Annotated in this window: 13 protein-coding genes and 1 pseudogene; 12 read left to right on the plus strand and 2 right to left on the minus strand. The window is 55.8% G+C overall.

Annotated elements, in window-relative coordinates; translation table 11 throughout:
* The first annotated feature begins 95 nt into the window (after positions 1–95).
* Complete coding sequence (locus HMPREF0576_RS02005; protein ID WP_004010505.1) at positions 96–1,649, plus strand: C69 family dipeptidase; 1,554 nt, start codon at positions 96–98, stop codon at positions 1,647–1,649.
* Between the two features lie 32 nt (positions 1,650–1,681).
* A complete protein-coding gene (locus tag HMPREF0576_RS02010) occupies positions 1,682–2,611 on the plus strand; it encodes a diacylglycerol/lipid kinase family protein (protein ID WP_004010506.1) in 930 nt (309 codons plus the stop codon).
* Between the two features lie 62 nt (positions 2,612–2,673).
* Here the strand turns inward: HMPREF0576_RS02010 and HMPREF0576_RS02015 are convergent, their stop codons facing one another.
* Both HMPREF0576_RS02015 and HMPREF0576_RS02020 read right to left on the minus strand, forming a co-directional pair.
* The gene (locus tag HMPREF0576_RS02015) at positions 2,674–3,546 is read right to left on the minus strand and encodes a YwiC-like family protein (RefSeq protein WP_004010507.1); all 873 of its coding nucleotides are present in this window, start codon (positions 3,544–3,546) and stop codon (positions 2,674–2,676) included.
* Between the two features lie 54 nt (positions 3,547–3,600).
* A complete protein-coding gene (locus HMPREF0576_RS02020; RefSeq protein ID WP_004010508.1) occupies positions 3,601–4,659 on the minus strand; it encodes a methyl-accepting chemotaxis protein in 1,059 nt (352 codons plus the stop codon).
* A gap of 240 nt (positions 4,660–4,899) precedes the next feature.
* On the opposite strand from HMPREF0576_RS02020, the gene pheS reads away from it, so the two are divergent.
* The 10 genes and pseudogenes from pheS to HMPREF0576_RS02070 all read left to right on the plus strand — a co-directional run bounded on the left by pheS (position 4,900) and on the right by HMPREF0576_RS02070 (position 16,447).
* Positions 4,900–5,979, plus strand: a complete 1,080-nt coding sequence (gene pheS, locus HMPREF0576_RS02025) for a phenylalanine--tRNA ligase subunit alpha (protein ID WP_004010509.1) — start codon at positions 4,900–4,902, stop codon at positions 5,977–5,979.
* 2 nt (positions 5,980–5,981) lie between these two features.
* Complete coding sequence (gene pheT / locus HMPREF0576_RS02030) at positions 5,982–8,600, plus strand: phenylalanine--tRNA ligase subunit beta (RefSeq protein ID WP_004010510.1); 2,619 nt, start codon at positions 5,982–5,984, stop codon at positions 8,598–8,600.
* A 66-nt stretch (positions 8,601–8,666) separates the two neighbouring features.
* Complete coding sequence (locus tag HMPREF0576_RS02035) at positions 8,667–9,371, plus strand: DUF1287 domain-containing protein (protein WP_004010511.1); 705 nt, start codon at positions 8,667–8,669, stop codon at positions 9,369–9,371.
* Positions 9,372–9,465: 94 nt separating this feature from the next.
* Positions 9,466–10,548 (plus strand): N-acetyl-gamma-glutamyl-phosphate reductase, encoded by a 1,083-nt coding sequence (gene argC / locus HMPREF0576_RS02040; RefSeq protein ID WP_004010512.1) that lies wholly within the window; start codon positions 9,466–9,468, stop codon positions 10,546–10,548.
* A gap of 149 nt (positions 10,549–10,697) precedes the next feature.
* Positions 10,698–11,051, plus strand: a complete 354-nt coding sequence (locus tag HMPREF0576_RS02045) for a TM2 domain-containing protein (RefSeq protein WP_004008062.1) — start codon at positions 10,698–10,700, stop codon at positions 11,049–11,051.
* 143 nt (positions 11,052–11,194) lie between these two features.
* A complete protein-coding gene (argJ, locus tag HMPREF0576_RS02050) occupies positions 11,195–12,358 on the plus strand; it encodes a bifunctional glutamate N-acetyltransferase/amino-acid acetyltransferase ArgJ (protein WP_004010514.1) in 1,164 nt (387 codons plus the stop codon).
* A gap of 69 nt (positions 12,359–12,427) precedes the next feature.
* Positions 12,428–13,357, plus strand: a complete 930-nt coding sequence (gene argB, locus HMPREF0576_RS02055) for an acetylglutamate kinase (RefSeq protein WP_004008060.1) — start codon at positions 12,428–12,430, stop codon at positions 13,355–13,357.
* A gap of 38 nt (positions 13,358–13,395) precedes the next feature.
* A complete protein-coding gene (locus HMPREF0576_RS02060) occupies positions 13,396–14,646 on the plus strand; it encodes an acetylornithine transaminase (protein ID WP_004010515.1) in 1,251 nt (416 codons plus the stop codon).
* Positions 14,639–15,130: an arginine repressor gene (locus tag HMPREF0576_RS02065; protein WP_004009792.1), complete on the plus strand. Its 492-nt coding sequence runs from the start codon at positions 14,639–14,641 to the stop codon at positions 15,128–15,130. Before HMPREF0576_RS02060 ends, HMPREF0576_RS02065 begins: the two co-directional genes overlap by 8 nt.
* Before the next feature lie 85 nt (positions 15,131–15,215).
* Positions 15,216–16,447 (plus strand): annotated as a pseudogene (locus HMPREF0576_RS02070) (argininosuccinate synthase).
* The last annotated feature ends 15 nt before the right edge of the window (positions 16,448–16,462 follow it).

Here is a 16,462-nt window from a genome sequence, read left to right on the forward strand (position 1 = left end):
AGGTAGACTTTTCCTCAGCATCAGATGCCTAAACGTTTTAAGATATTGGCAGACTGGGTACAGTCCGGCAGCAATTTTGAGAAAGGCGAAAACACATGGGTTGCACGACTATTTTGGTGGGAAAGCGCGCTTCGGCGGATGGTTCGACAATTATGGCGCGGACCGACGACTCGGGACACGGGTCTTTTGAAGCGAAACGATTTGAGGTCATTGCCCCGGAGGATTTGCCAAAAACCTACCGTTCTGTCCTGTCCCACGTCGAAATCCCCCTACCGGAGACTGGTTTGCGCTACACCCGTTTCCCTGACGCTAGCCCCCATAAGGGTCTGTGGGCAGGTGCGGGAATCAACTCGGCTCGCGTCTCGATGACTGCCACCGAGACGCTGACCTCGAATGAGCGCGTGTTGGGTGTCGACCCGCTGGTTGAGTTGCGTGAAGCCCAAGGGGTTGAGGGCCAGGACGGCTACGTTCCGGAACAGCCCGGTGGCATCGGAGAAGAAGACATGGTGGTGTTGGTGCTGCCCTACATTAAGACAGCTCGTGAAGGTGTGCTGCGGTTAGGGGAATTGCTGCAAAAATATGGCACTTACGAGATGAATGGCATTGGTTTCGCCGATAATGACGACGTGTGGTGGCTCGAGACAGTAGGGGGGCATCACTGGCTGGCGCGGCGTTTGCCCGAGGAATGCTATGCGGTTATCGCGAACCAGTTCAGCCTCGATGACTTTGACTTTGAAGATGCTCTAGGGGAGGGGCGCGATTACCTGTGCTCGCCGGATTTGCGAGAATTTGTGGCAGACAATCATCTGGACACTGCACAAACCGACGGTCAGCCGGTCCAGCGGTTCAATCCGCGCCTGGCTTTTGGGTCACGTTCGGATTCGGATCACACCTATAACACGCCACGAGTGTGGGCATTGCAACGATTCCTCAACCCCACGGACGCATCTCGGTTTGGTTTCCAAGGAGATTCCCGCCCAGATTCAGATGACTTGGATTGGTGCCTGATTCCAGAGCGTCTCATCACTATGGAGGACGTGAAATACACTCAGTCCTACCACTATCAGGGCACTCCGTTTAATCCTTACGCGAGGGCGGAACAAGCTCGGATTGGTGGGGCTGATCAGCGCGGTATGTATCGCCCGATTGGGATTAACCGCACTAATTTCGTGGCAGCACTCCAGATTCGCCCCGACAAACCTGCCACCACCACCGGACTGAACTGGATAGCCTACGGAGCGATGCCGTTCAACGCCCTTGTGCCGTTCTATGCCAACGTGCGGCACACCCCGGAGTACCTGGAGGCGACAACCGAGCGAGTCACCACTGAAAATCACTATTGGGCGAATCGGATTATTGCGGCTCTGGTGGATGCTCACTATCATCAGACGATTCCGCACGTCGAGCGTTACCAGCAAAAGGTCGTGGCGGCGGCTTTACAGGTCGTGGCGCGGACCGACCGAGCAGTGGCTGAGCTGGGTGAGGACGCGGCAAATAACATGGAAGACTCTCGCGTCTACGAACTGCTAGAGGCTGCTAATGCTGAGATTGCTGACATGTTGAAACGGGAAACGGATGACTTGCTGGATAAAGTCCTGTTTGACGCCAGCCTCAATATGCACAATTCGTTCTCACGTGATGATGCCTGAGCCGGCAGGAAGTTTCAGATCAGGAGCTGAAATTGCGTCAAGTCGTAACCATCTATAACCCCGTGAAAGTCGGGGACGAAGACGAGTTTAAAACCAGTTTGAGCGCCGTGGCACAACAGCACGGTTTTGTGGTGAAATACCTCACCACCAGTGTCGATGACCCTGGCTTCGCGATGGCTGCGCAGGCTCGAAAGCTGCAGCCCGACCTGGTTATTGCCGCGGGCGGGGACGGTACCGTGCGTGTGGTCAGCACCGAGATGCGTCACAGCGAGATTCCGGTGGCGGTGCTACCGGCGGGCACGACGAATCTTTTGGCGCGAAACCTCAATGTGCCTTTGGACATGAAAGCTGCCATGGAGCTGGCGTTTACGGGGCAACAAGTCTCGATGGACATCGTCAAGGTGTATAACGAAAATTCTCGCAAACCTTGGTATTTCACTGGTATGGCAGGAATCGGGATAGACGCCGAAGTGATGCATCACGTGGATGAGGGTCTGAAAAAGGTGGTCGGTCCCGTGGCGTACGTCATGTCCTTTTTTAGGCAGGTCAACAATTCGGTGCAGCGGTGTCGGTTCCGCATCGACGGCAAGCAAGTATTGAAACGCAACGTGATTATTTTCATGGTCGGCAATACTTCTCAGCTGACCGGTGGCATCCAGCTGTTCCCTGAAGCCACGCCTTTTGATGGTTCCCTAGATTTGCTCATTGGAGCGCCGCAGGGGATTAGCGGCTGGTGGCGCGTGGTTAAGAACGTGGTTTTGAGACTGGGGCGGCGCAGCACGCTAGAGTTTTTCAGCGGCAAACGCTTCGAAGTCCTGTTGCACAAGCCGGCGGTGTGGGAGATGGACGGCGACCCCGAAGCCGCGGCGCGGCACTGGGTCTTTCAGGTCGTACCGCAAGCCATTACTGTTGTCGCCGGCGAGCCCGGTCCCCTAGCGCGGATACGGTCGAGAATTCGTTAGGCTGGTGCGGAAAAGCTCGTCATTGGGCGGAGAGCTGCCATCACGCTGGACTCCGGCGGCTATTACAGCGCTGCCGCCACAAAAATCATTACTGAAATTGCTACTTCGGTCAGTCCGATGACTCGCGGTCGCCAGGGCTTGCCGCGTCGGTGTGCCTGCCAGGGGAACCATATCGAGCGTGCTAATGTCACCAGCCAGGCGACTGCGACCAAAGGCGATACCCAAGACAGTGCGGCAGAAAGCAGCGCAGCGGTGAACCCCAGGGCGTGCGAGACGACCGAAATCGCCAAGAAACGCCGGTTCCCCCGCTGCCGAAAAATCGTCTTTACGTAGGGCACCGAAGCTGCGTAATAGGCTGTGAGTTGCACTGCTATCGCGGCGGCAGCTGTCCAACCCCGTAAAACAGTGGATAAAGCGTGTCCACCCAGAGCGGACGCCTCGCGAACCCCGTACATCGCGTCCTGACCCATCCGCAAAGCCGTTGCCATCAAGCCGCAGTGATAGGCGACCAAGGTCATCAGCCCCGCTGCCAGGATAATCGTCAGGCGCGCTCCCAAATCACGTTCCCGTCCGCGGTACACTTCACCAGCCCACACCCCGATGAGGAGAGCGAAAGCCGGAATCCAGCAGCAGAGCAGCGGCAGCGCTGCCAGAACGCCTAGACCCAGTAATCCCACCAGAATCCCGTATACCATAACAGGGTATCGCAAGGATTTTCTCCGCGGATTCTTAATCAGGCGTAGTGCCGAAAACACAAAGCAGAAACCAAACATCCACGCGGAGAGCAGCACTGCCTGTTGCCAAGCCCATCCGCCCAGCGTAGCTCCGAATAGCGCCGGAACGGTGACAATGAACCAAGCCCCATGCTGATTGGGTAGCCAATTCCGCAGCAGGGACCTGACCTTACGGTTTTCACGAGCGGGGGGCAGGGTCATGACCTAGTATTTTGGCTTAATCTGGGAAGCGTCACGAAAAAACTGACTGGCTGTCTAATTCGACATCAACTGATCGAGCAGAGCACCAACCTGGGCGGAGTTGTCCTCCATAGTCTGCAGATGTTTTTTCATGAGTTCGCTGTCGCCTGCCATGTAGGCTTCGACCGCGGCCTTGCCGGAGACATGGGTACCTTCGTGAACGCCCTCCAGTTTCTGGAAACAAGGCTGTCCCGAATAATCGAGGTGACCGCGCCCTTCGTAATACCACTTGCCCAAGCGACAGGTGTGGGAGGAGGAAATCCCCTCGGGGTTTGGCTCCGAAATTCCGGTAATTTGACGGTAAATACCCAACTTAAAGATGAAGTGATCGAGCTTCACCACCGAAACGAATGATTCCGTGGTTACCCGCGCAATCGAGTCCGCCATAGAGGAAACTTTTTCTCCCACCGCGGTCGCAGTCTGGCTGGATTTTTCTTCGAACTCTTTGGACTCGTCAATAGCTTGGGTGATGTTTTCCAAGGCCATAGAAGTGCCCTCGGTGATGGAACTGACCAAGGCGCCTATTTCTTGTGTGGCACTGGCAGTGCGTTCCGCTAGAGTGCGCACTTCCCCTGCAACCACGGCGAAACCGCGACCAGCTTCACCCGCGCGAGCCGCTTCAATAGTGGCGTTGAGAGCCAGCAAATTCGTTTGTGAAGCGATACCCTCGATTTGCTGTACAAAGTTATGGATGGACTCGGAAGCCTTGGAGAGCTCCTCCATATTACCGCCCATGTCTTGCAGCTTTTTCGAAATGTCTTGGGCGCCGTCAGCCATGTCGTGCAAATCGTGGGTCGATTCTGCCATAACCCGACGTGTCTCGGCGGTGTCAGCGGATCCCGCGTCCAATTCGGACACAATCTTGCCCAGGGAATCACGGACGTTTTCTGCCGATCCGAAACAACGAGCCAGGGGGTCATTAGTGCTCTGGGTGAAAGATTGCTTCTGGTTCAAATCATTGAGAGCTGTCTCCTGAGATTCTTTCTCAGCTTGAAGCTCGGCGAGTTCAGCGCGGAGACGCTCAATCTCTGCCTGTAATTGTTGCGTTTCTACAGCGGTCTTGGCTTTTCTCACTTTGGTTATCCTTGACTAAAGATTTTCCTCAAAACAATAGCTAATTTATCTCAATACGCTGCAATTCTGTAGCGCTTTCATCTGTTTTCTACTTTTTGTCCGCAGTTTTCATTCGATTAGTCTCGATCAGTTGCGGAACAAGCGAGTATCGTGGCACACCTTGATTACCGGACGGAGTGGCATTTCGACTAAAGTTGAAGGGGTTTTGAGCTGGCTAGGAGTCAAAGAAATCGAGGAAAAATGAGCGAAAACGTGTTGAGTCCGCTGGATACAGAGGGTTTGGAACGGGAAGTCGCCGCGGCGTTACAAGCTATCGCAGCGGCGGCTGACGTGGAGACACTAAAGGCGGTGCGTTCTCGCTACAACGGCGACAAAGCACCCTTGACCCAGGCAAAAAAACTTATCGGGAAGCTCGATTCTCAGGACAAAGCTACCGCGGGGCAGAACTTGGGAGCTGCCCAAGGTCGGGTTCGAGCAGCTTTGGATGCCAAACAGACTGAACTTCAGGAGGCTGCGCAAGAGGCGGCTTTGGCGGCGGAAACTGTGGACGTGAGTGTGTTGTCCGCGCGGCACCCGCTAGGGTCGCGCCACCCGCTGATGGTGCTGGAAGAGGAAGTTGCGGACTTTTTCGTGTCTTTAGGGTGGGATATTGCTGCTGGTCCTCAGGTAGAACACGAGTGGTTCAACTTTGATGCGTTGAACTTTGACGCCGATCATCCGGCGCGCCAGATGCAAGACACTCTTTACATCGATTCCGCCTCCGTGGGGGGCAGCGCGGAAAACCCTGCCAACCTGGTGCTGCGCACGCATACTTCACCGGTGCAAGCGCGTTTGTTGACCACCCGCGAGCTGCCGATTTACGTGGCTATTCCCGGTAAAGTCTTTCGTGCCGACGAGCTAGACCCCACCCACTCCCCAGTGTTTAACCAGGTAGAGGGCTTGGCAGTGGACCAGGGATTAACGATGGCGGATTTGAAAGGGACTTTGGATCACTTTGCCCGTGCCATGTTTGGTCCGGAGGCAAAAACCCGGTTCAGACCATCTTTCTTCCCTTTCACTGAGCCTTCCGCGGAGGTCGACCTGTGGTTCCCGCAAAAGAAAGGTGGGCCCGGCTGGATTGAGTGGGGTGGTTGTGGCATGGTGAATCCAAATGTGCTGCGGGCTTGTGGGATTGATACCGAGGTTTATCAAGGATTTGCTTTCGGAATGGGCATTGAGCGCACGCTGATGCTGCGCCACGGCATAGAGGATATGCACGATATCGTGGAAGGTGACGTGAGATTCTCAGACCAGTTCGGCGTGAATGGAAAGGGGCGCTAAAAATGGCTTTTGTTTCGATTGAATGGTTGCGTCGGTGGACGGCAGTTCCCGCGGACACGAGCGCGTCTCAACTCGCAAAAGACTTGGTAAAGGTCGGTCTGGAAGAGGAAGCCATCCACACTTCAGGAGTGACTGGTCCGTTGGTGTGCGGTCGGGTAGTCTCGATGGTTCCCGAAACAGCCTCTAACGGTAAAACTGTCAACTACTGCCGGGTAGATGTGGGCGAGGAATTTAACGATGCGCCTGGCACTGGCAAGGAGCCTTCCGATATTCCCAGCCGCAGCATCATTTGTGGGGCGCATAATTTCAAGGAAGGCAATCATGTGGTGGTCTCCCTGCCGGGAGCTGTGCTGCCTGGCGATTTCGCTATCGCGACCCGAAAGACTTACGGTCATATTTCAGACGGCATGATTTGTTCAGCTCGTGAGCTGGGGCTGGGTCAGGATTCCAATGGCATCATCGTCTTGGAGGAATACCTCGGTGAGCGCGGGATGGAAGTCCCTGCTCCCGGCACCGATATGCTGCCCATTCTGGGGCTGAACCAGGAACTGCTGGAAATCAATATCACTCCCGACCGCGGCTACTGTTTCTCGATGCGTGGGGTGGGGCGTGAATACAGCCACTCCACGGGCGCAAAGTTCACTGACTGGGGTTTGGCTGAAAATCTGAAAAATGGCTTGCCCGCGGTCAATGATTCCGGCTTCCCCGTCGAAATCGAGGACGCGGCTCCGATTCGCGGTCATGTGGGGTGCGACCGGTTTGTGGCACGGATAGTGCGCGGACTAAATCCGAACGCTGCCACTCCACAGTGGATGGTGGCGCGGCTGGAATCGGCGGGAATGCGTTCCATTTCCCTGCCAGTCGACGTGACGAACTATGTCATGTTGGACTTGGGACAGCCCATGCACGCTTATGACCTGGACAAGGTGACCGGTCCTTTGGTGGTGCGCCGAGCCCGCCAAGGAGAACAGCACACTACCTTGGACGACGTAGAACGCACCTTGGACGCTGAGGATCTGTTGATTACTGACTGCCAGGGCGGTCACGGCGCGCGCGTACTTGGCATCGCTGGAGTGATGGGGGGCGCGGACACTGAGATGACCGAGTCTTCCACGAATGTCCTGTTGGAAGCAGCGCATTTTGACGCGGTGTCCGTGGCTCGCTCGGCGCGCCGTCACAAGCTGCCGTCAGAGGCTTCAAAGCGTTTTGAGCGCGGTAGTGATCCGGAACTCCCCCCGGTGGCGGCGCAGTATGCGGCCGAGCTACTGGTGGAATACGGTGGTGGCACCATCGACCCCGGGGTTGCTGATGTCAACCACGTCAAACCCCAACCGACCGTTGCTTTACCTTTTACGGCCGCAACTCGGCTCATTGGGGTGGAGTATTCGCCCCAGCGTGTGGAGGAACTGTTGCGCGCTATAGGCTGTAACGTCACCAAGTCCGATGCTGATACGTTCTCGGTAGTACCTCCCTCATGGCGACCCGATTTGGCTGGTGGTCCTGCCCACCTGATTGAAGAAATTGCCCGCCTGGACGGCTACGAAAAGATTCCTTCCGTGGTGCCGGTCGGACCTGCCAAAATTGGTAACCCGGCGCCGCTGCGAACTCGTCGGGAAGTCAGCGACACGCTGGCAGAAGCCGGCTTGACCGAAGTCATGACTTACCCCTTCTTGGGCAATGAACACGATTTGATGGGGCTGCCGGTCGACGACCCGCGGCGCGACACCGTCAAGCTGGCGAACCCGCTGGCAGACGATTCCCCGGCATTGCGCAGTTCCCTGCTGGATACCTTGCTGGACACAGCCTCGCGAAATGTGTCCCGTGGCAATCCGCGAGTGGCAATTTTTGAACTGGATCAGGTCGTTAGCGCCCACGGGGTCATTCCGGCGCCCATCCCCGGAGTGGAGGAAAAGCCCAGTGATGAAGCCATGCAGGCGTTGCGGGCAGGAGTGCCGAAGCAGCCCTGGCACGTGGCGGCAGTGCTGGCAGGAAACGCCATCGAAGCCAGCCCTCACGATGCGGCGCGCGCTTGGGATTGGGCGGATGCTATCGAGCTAGCAATTCGCGTGGCAGTGTCGCAAGGGTTGGCAGTGCGCCCCGAAGCCTTGGGTGTTGGGGGGCAGGCCGCGATTGCGGCGCCTTTCCATCCCGGACGAGTTGCGCAAATCCGTGTGGGCGCGTTCACCGGTGGGAAAGTACTGGGGTACGCTGGTGAGCTACACCCCAAGGTATGCCAAAACTTCGGCTTGCCGCCCCGGACTTGTGCATTTGAACTGGATTTGGATGCGATTGAAAAGTCCCGCCCCAAGGACGCATTCCAGCTGTGTCCCGTCTCGACTTTCCCCGCCGCTAAGGAAGACTTGGCGTTCGTCGTGAAGCAAGACGTTCCCGCGCTGAAGGTTGCTAACGCGATTGCCAAAGCCGGCGAAGGTCTGGTCGAGGAGTTGCGCCTGTTCGACGTGTTTGAGAATGTGGAACAACTGGGGGAGGGTCGAAAATCCCTGGCGTTTGCGCTGCGGCTGCGTGCCGCTGACCGTACGCTGAGCCCGCAGGAAATCAAGGAAACTCGCAACCGCATCATCAAGAAGGTAGAGAAAACCTGCCAGGCAACACTGCGTTAGAGTCTCCGGACCAGACACGACCAGACTGCTGCGGGACGCGGTTGGTGGTGTAACTAAGGAGTTAGAGTGACTGCTCGCAGTTCACGAGGTCGAAAATGCTACGTTACTCTGGCGATTTTGCTGCTGGTTATCGTCGTGTTGGCAGGCGGTGTCGTGTTCCTGTTGTCGAACTGGAGGTCTAGTGGGCCGTGGCGCCTAGATGATGCTTGGGGCGGACAAAACCTGAACCATCCGGGACCGGTAGGGACAAAGATGCTGTCGGGCGCGGTTGCGTACCTTGGCACCGCGCCGAAATATGACGGTTCTAAAGTGTATCCCGGTGGGGTGCCTAACGACGGTACCGGGGTGTGTACCGACGTGGTGTGGTATGCCGCTAAAGCTGCGGGAATGGACTTGCGTGAACTGGTTGATGCGGATCGGCGAGCTGACCCGCAGGCTTACGCCGCGATGGCTCCTGAGGGCGAGGCTCCCAATCCGGACATTGACTATCGGCGCGTTCGTAACCTCATTGTTTATTTCGACCGTCACGCCCAGAGCCTGAGCACAGATACCACGGACGTGGCGTCCTGGCAGCCGGGCGACATCGTGGTGTGGAAGGAACACGTGGCGATTATTTCAGATAGGCGCAACGCGCAGGGGTTACCTTATGTATTGCATCATGAGGGCAACGGATTTTGGTCTCGCTATGAGGCTGATGTCCTGGGCAATCGCGGGAAAGTGTGGCGGCATTATCGGCTGGAATCTCTGGGAGCAAAGATAGCTGGACACTAACCTGGAGGGAGTTTTATTCGTCCAGCTTCGTAATTTTCCCGAAACTCTTAGCATAAATATGCAACCATATGAATAAACATGTATAGTTGTGGGTATGGCAGAGGTAACAGGTAAAAAGGTTAAAGTTGCGGTGGCGGGAGCTTCCGGTTTTGCTGGCGGTGAATTGTTGCGATTGTTGTTGAATCACCCTCAGGTCGAAATTGGAGCCCTCACGGCGGCATCTTCGGCGGGGGAGCCCCTGGGAAAGCATCACCCCCATCTGTTTCCCTTGGTGCAACGGGTGTTGCAACCTACAGACGTTGAGAATCTGGCGGGTCATGATGTTATCTTCTTGGGGTTGCCCCACGGGGCTTCCGGGCAGGTAACTCGCACTCTGCGCGATGGTGGAGTGAAATCCCTGTTGATAGATTGCGGGGCGGATCACCGTTTGACCGACCCGGCAGCGTGGCGGGATTACTACCATTCTGAACCCGAAGAACCTTGGGCTTACGCGATGCCAGAACTATTGCACGCCAAGGAAAGCTCGGCGCGGGCACAGCGAGAAATATTGCGTCAGGCTTCTGAAATCGCGGTTCCGGGGTGTAATGTGACTGCGGTCACGTTGGCGTTGCTCCCCGCGGTGTGGGCAGGACTGGTAGATGCGTCTGACCTCGTGGCGAACCTAGCGGTGGGTTATTCCGGGGCTGGGAAAGCCATGAAATCTCACTTGCTGGCGGTAGCGGCGTTGGGCAATGCGCAAGGGTATGCCATGGCTGGCGTACACCGACATATCCCCGAAATTGCTCAGAACTTCCGCGTTGCGGGGGCGACGAAAGTTAACCTCAGTTTCACCCCTGTGTTGGTTCCTATGAACCGCGGTATCCTTGCCACGGTTACCGCGCCGTTGGTTGCAGCAAGTGACCTGGGCGAACTGCGACGCGTATATCACGAAGTTTGCGATAGTGAGCCTTTGCTGGAATTTCTACCTGAGGGTATCTGGCCCACCGTGTCGATGGTGAGTGGTTGCGCCAAAGCGGCTATCCAAGTGGCGGTGGATGAGCGCGCCGGCAAGGTGGTGGCGCAATGTGCCATTGATAATTTGGGTAAAGGCACCGCGGCGGCAGCTGTGCAAGGTATGAATTTGGCTCTGGGGTTCCCTGAGCTAACCGGGGTTCCTACCGTTTCGACGGCACCCTAGACCAGGTTGGATGCTTCGGATTACCCTCGAGGGTTGCTTGAGGAAAACACTCCACAGATTGCACTAGCTCTGCTAAGATTTTGTCGAGCGTCCGTTCAGACTGTGTCGCCATCGGGCGGACTAAATTTAAGAGCAAAGGTGTATTACTTATGTCCAATCCTCAATACGGCATGCAGCCTCAGCCTCAGCAGCCACAACAACCGCAGCCGCCACAGCCCCAATTCCAGCAATACCAGCAGATGCCTTACGGCGTTAATGTTGGTGCTCCGGGACAGTTTCGCGAAGTCAGCAAGGTTCTCTATATTTTGATGTGCTTCTTTTTCGGCAACCTGGGCGTGCACCGTTTCCTGCGTGGTCAAGTCGGTCTTGGTATTTTGATGATTATCACCATTGGTTGTTTTGGAATTTGGACTTTGATTGACTTCATCATCAGTTTGGTCAAACTGGGTTCGTATCAAGGTGACAACTTCCAGTTCTATCAAAATGGCGCTTGGGTTAACTAGCCCTGCATAAAACCGTGAACGTTCGGCTCGGGTCCATGTGGATTCGAGCCAACGTGTTTTTATGAATCTTTGCACAGTTTTGTAAAACTATTCATATTGGCGTATATTTATTACCTGTAAGTGTGAAAAACAGGAGGTAGGCAATGAGCGTTACTTATCCCCGTGGTTTTACGGCCGCCGGTGACCATGTGGGTCTACGCGGCAAGCTGCATCCGGATATGGCTATCGTTAGGAATCTGGGTCCTGACTCCACTGTAGCGGGGGTGTTTACATCCAATCGCGTGTTTGCTGCTCCGGTAGGCTGGGATCGGAAAGTCGTAGCGGGAGGTCGCGCTCAAGCCGTAGTTATCAACTCGGCAATCGCTAACGCTTGTACCGGTGAACAGGGGGATAGGGACGCTGCCGCAATGGCGGCGCATCTGGGTCAGGTTCTGGGTGTGGCAGAAAATGAATGTTTGGTGTGTTCCACCGGAATCATTGGGCGAGCCTTGAATATGCCCAAAATGACCGCCGGTATTGACACGGTTGCTGCCAAGCTGGGTGAGAACGGTGGTGCTGAGGCTGCCGAGGCTATTCTCACCACCGATACGAAGGCAAAAACGGTCACTCACGAAAGTCCTGCCGGGTGGAGGATCGGTGGCATGGCAAAAGGTGCCGGAATGCTGGCTCCTGCTCTGGCGACCATGATTGTGGTGCTTACCACCGACGCTGTTGGGGATTCTGCAACCATGCAAACGATTCTGTCCCAAGCAGTAGACCGGACCTTCAATCGCCTTGACTCGGATGGCTGCATGTCTACCAATGACACTGTGTTGCTACTGGCATCTGGCGCTTCCGGAGTCAAGCCTGACCCGGACGAGTTTGCCGCCGCTCTTTTGCAAGTCTGTGAAGACTTAGCCCTGCAACTGCTACGGGATGCTGAGGGAGCGCATCACGATATTGAAATTCGGGTGACCGGGGCTGCCAGCGAAGCGGGCGCTTTGGAGGCAGCTCGGACGATTTCGCGCTCTAACCTGGTAAAAACCGCCGTGTATGGCAACGACCCGAACTGGGGGCGCATTCTGTCCCAGCTGGGTACAGTTCCAGAAGACGTCTTGCCTTTCGACCCGGCTCGGGTGGATGTTTCCATTAACGGTGTGAAAGTCTGTAAAAACGGGGGAATCGGTGAGGATCCCTATTTGGCTGACATGAGTCCGCGGGAGTGTCATATCCTGGTCGAGCTGCACGCTGGTCAGGAAGAAGCCCACTTGTGGACCAGTGATTTGACTCACGAGTATGTGCATATCAACGGGGATTACACCACGTGATTGACTCTGGTGAGGACTAAATCCCGCGGGAGATTCACACTGCAAAACCAAAGAAATGGAAAGAACACGATGATTACGCCGATACAAAAGACCGAGGTGTTGCTGGAAGCAATGCCGTGGTTGCGCAGCTACCGCGGTGCCACTGTCGTCATCAAATACGGCGGCAATGCGATGATTAACGAGGATTTGCGCCGTGCTTTCGCCGCTGACATACAGTTCTTGCATCAGGTTGGTTTGCGCCCAGTAGTGGTCCACGGTGGCGGACCACAAATTACAAAGATGCTGGATCGATTGGGTTTAGAAGCGCCTTTCATCAACGGCTACCGGGTGACGACCCCGGAGGTTATGGAAGTCGTGCGTATGGTCCTAACCGGTAAAGTGCAGCGTGAACTCGTGGGATTACTAAACGTGGAAGAATCCCTGGCGATTGGGCTCACTGGCGAGGACGCCGGTCTGTTTGGCGCGCGGAAACGCCACTGCGAGCCGGGCAGCGACTTGGGACTAGTCGGGGACATCGTCACTGTTCATCCCCGCGCGGTAGTGGACATGCTGGAACAGGGCAACATTCCGGTCATTTCCTCCATTGCGCCCTCAGTTGACGATCCTAACGTGGTGCTCAACGTCAACGCCGATGCGGTTGCGGCAGCCCTAGCTATTGGATTAAAGGCACGCAAGCTCATCATCCTCACCGACGTGGAGGGGCTTTACCAAGATATTGATAACCCGGCATCCCTCATCAGGTACCTGACCGCCAGTGAACTGGAACGCATGTTGCCGACCATCAAATCCGGAATGGTGCCGAAAATGCAGGCTTGTCTCGACGCGGTACAGGGCGGAGTATCCCGTGCGACCATCATTGACGGACGCTTGGCTCACTCCATGCTTCTCGAAATCGTGACTGACCAAGGAACCGGTACCGAAGTCATTCCGGACAATGTCCTGCCGCTGCGCCCTCATGACGGCGAGCCCCTGCCTACGATGCAATTTCGGAAAGCCTAAACCCAAACCTCCTCACCCGCCTAGTGAAAGAAGCAAAAATGGACGTCAAAGAGTGGATTACGCGCTACGAGAACTCGATTATGAATACTTTTGGGACTCCGAAAACTGTGCTGACTCGCGGGGCGGGCTGCTTTGTATGGGACGAGGACGGTCATCAATATCTCGACTTGTTGGGCGGTATCGCAGTCAACGCCCTGGGGCACGGACACCCCAATATCGTCACCGCTCTACATGAACAGGTCGAAACCTTAGGGCACGTCAGTAACTATTTTGCGACCCAGCCACAGATTGAAGCCGCAGAGCGGATTTTGTCGATAGTTGAGCCTGGTGGCGCTCCGCAGGGCTCGCGCGTGTTCTTTACCAACTCGGGTACCGAAGCGCTGGAGGCGGCGTTTAAGCTGGCGCGGGCGCGGGGAGGAGCTAATCGCAACAGGTTTCTCGCGCTGGAAAACTCTTTTCATGGACGTACCATGGGGGCGTTGTCGCTGACCTACAAATCGATTTTCCGCGATCCTTTCCAGCCCATGCCGGCTGAAGTTGTTTTCCTGCCATACAACATCGCGGCTTTGGAACGTGCCTTTGAGGGGGCACGGGGAGAATCCGTTGCGGCTTTGTTTATCGAACCGATTCAAGGTGAAGCCGGGGTGCGTCCGATTTCTGACGATTTCCTCAAGGTAGCACGTGAAGTGACGTCCCGCGCCGGTGCCATGCTGGTTTTGGATGAAGTACAAACCGGGATGGGGCGCACGGGGACTTGGATGGCTCACCATTCGTCAGGAATCGTTCCGGATGTGGTGACGTTAGCAAAAGGTCTGGGCGCAGGGTTCCCGGTCGGGGCTTGCGTGGCTCTCAACGCTGAGGCGGCAAGCGTGCTAAAACCGGGGATGCATGGTTCGACTTTTGCGGGCAATCCGCTGGCGGGAGCCTCCGTGTTGACGATGATTAACACTGTCACCGAAGAAGGCTTGCTGTCTAACGTGCAAAATGTAGGCGAGATCTGGAAACGCGAGATTCTCGAGCTGGAACACCCGCTCATCAGTGAAGTCCGAGGACGCGGCCTGCTGCTGGGAATAGGTTTACGTAATCCCTTGGCGAAGCCACTGGCAGACGAACTGTTCAGAGCAGGATTCATCGTTAACGCCCCGGATACGTTCACAATTCGTCTGGCGCCACCGCTCATCATTAATCCGTCCCAGACCCGCATGTTTACCCAAGCTCTGCCGGAAGTCTTGGACCGGGTGCAGCGTCAGGCAGACGAAGAAATTCGCCTCGGAGGCACCCGTGCCTGAAAACTCGGTAGTGCAATCCAAGATTTCCCGCCATAGCGCTATTTCTCGGCTGTTGGCGGATAATGTGGTGCGCTCTCAGGGAGTCTTGCAAACCCTGCTGGAAAACGCTGGGTTTTCTGTAACGCAGGCCACGCTATCGCGGGACCTCGAAGAGTTGGCAGCTACGAAAGTGCGAGATGAAAATGGCTCTCTCCGCTACGTTTTGGGCGGTGCCCGAGCCGTTACTGAACGACTTTTGCAGCTGCCGGGAACACTGGAACGCTGGTGCGCTCCGCTTTTGATTCAGGCGACTCAAGCCATGAATCAGGTGGTGCTGCGTACACCGCCAGCCACAGCCGGTACTTTGGCGTCCGTCATTGACAAGGAAAACCTGGAACACGTGTTGGGCTGCCTGGCAGGGGACAATACGATTTTAGTTATCTGTGACAGCGTTGAATCTGCCACAGAACTGTGCGATAAGCTGCGAGGCCTGGCCAAGCGCTAGACCTACACTACATTTCCCCAGATTTTAAACCTCAAAAAACATTCACCTAGGACTTTTTTTAAAAATTTCAGAAAGAGAGAACACTATGACTGAACGGGTAGTGCTGGCTTATTCAGGCGGCTTGGACACTTCGGTGGCTATTGGTTGGATGAAAGACAAACTCGGCGTGGACACGATTGCGGTGTCGGTGGACGTGGGGCAAGGCGGAGAGGACATGGATGTCATCCGCCAGCGCGCTCTTGATTGCGGGGCGGTGGAGGCTTATATCGCTGATGCCAAAGACGAGTTTGCCACCGAGTACTGTATGCCCTCCCTGCAAGCTAATGGACTGTACCAAGGTCAATACCCCCTGGTTTCAGCGTTGTCCCGCCCCCTTATCGCCAAACACCTGGTGATGGCGGCTAAACAGTTTGGCGCCACCACCATGGCTCACGGATGTACCGGAAAAGGCAACGATCAGGTCCGTTTCGAGGTGTCGTTTACTTCTCTGGCGCCGGATTTGAAATGCGTATCGCCGATTCGTGATCTGTCCCTGCAACGTGACGTGTCGATTGCTTACGCGGAGGAACACCACTTGCCCATCGAAACGACGAAACATAACCCCTTCTCAATCGACCAAAACTTGTGGGGCAGAGCCATTGAAACCGGCTTTTTGGAGGATCTGTGGAACGCCCCTACCAAGGATGTGTACAACTACACGGACGACCCGGCATTCGCGGGAATTCCCGATGAGGTGGTGATTACTTTCGAAAAGGGCATTCCCGTCGCGATTGACGGCGTAAAAATGACTCCGCTGCAGGTCATCCAAGAGATGAATCGGCGTGCCGGCGCCCAGGGGATTGGGCGTATTGATGTGGTCGAGGATCGTCTGATTGGGATTAAATCGCGTGAAATCTATGAAGCCCCCGGTGCGATGGCGCTGCTTACTGCCCATCAGGCTCTGGAAGCAGTGACTCTGGAGCGGATGCAGTTGCGTTACAAACGTCAGATGGTAGAGCCAGCGTGGTCCGATTTGGTTTACGAGGCGCAATGGAATTCGCCACTAAAGAAATCCTTGGATGCCTTTGTGGCGCACACGCAAGAATATGTGTCTGGCGATATTCGTATGGAGATGCACGCTGGGCGGGCAGTCGTGAACGGGCGTCGTTCTGAGGCTTCTCTCTATGATTTCAAACTGGCTACCTACGATTCTGGGGATTCATTAATCAAGGCGCGGCGCGCGGTTTCATTGAACTGTACGGATTGCAGTCCAAGCTAGCTGCGGCGCGTGATGGAAAATACGGCAAGGGTATTACGCTGCAGGCCTCGCACCTCTAAGTCCCTGTTCGGTTT

The organism is Mobiluncus holmesii ATCC 35242 (assembly GCF_000185445.1).
Taxonomy (GTDB): Bacteria; Actinomycetota; Actinomycetes; order Actinomycetales; family Actinomycetaceae; genus Mobiluncus; species Mobiluncus curtisii.

Excerpts from the sequence above, each read along its gene's own strand:
- HMPREF0576_RS02005 (WP_004010505.1), top strand. The coding sequence starts at position 96 with ATGGGTTGCACGACTATTTTGGTGGGAAAGCGCGCTTCGGCGGATGGT.
- HMPREF0576_RS02015 (WP_004010507.1), bottom strand. The coding sequence starts at position 3,546 with ATGACCCTGCCCCCCGCTCGTGAAAACCGTAAGGTCAGGTCCCTGCTG.
- pheS (WP_004010509.1), top strand. The coding sequence starts at position 4,900 with ATGAGCGAAAACGTGTTGAGTCCGCTGGATACAGAGGGTTTGGAACGG.
- pheT (WP_004010510.1), top strand. The coding sequence starts at position 5,982 with ATGGCTTTTGTTTCGATTGAATGGTTGCGTCGGTGGACGGCAGTTCCC.
- argC (WP_004010512.1), top strand. The coding sequence starts at position 9,466 with ATGGCAGAGGTAACAGGTAAAAAGGTTAAAGTTGCGGTGGCGGGAGCT.
- HMPREF0576_RS02045 (WP_004008062.1), top strand. The coding sequence starts at position 10,698 with ATGTCCAATCCTCAATACGGCATGCAGCCTCAGCCTCAGCAGCCACAA.
- argJ (WP_004010514.1), top strand. The coding sequence starts at position 11,195 with ATGAGCGTTACTTATCCCCGTGGTTTTACGGCCGCCGGTGACCATGTG.
- argB (WP_004008060.1), top strand. The coding sequence starts at position 12,428 with ATGATTACGCCGATACAAAAGACCGAGGTGTTGCTGGAAGCAATGCCG.
- HMPREF0576_RS02060 (WP_004010515.1), top strand. The coding sequence starts at position 13,396 with ATGGACGTCAAAGAGTGGATTACGCGCTACGAGAACTCGATTATGAAT.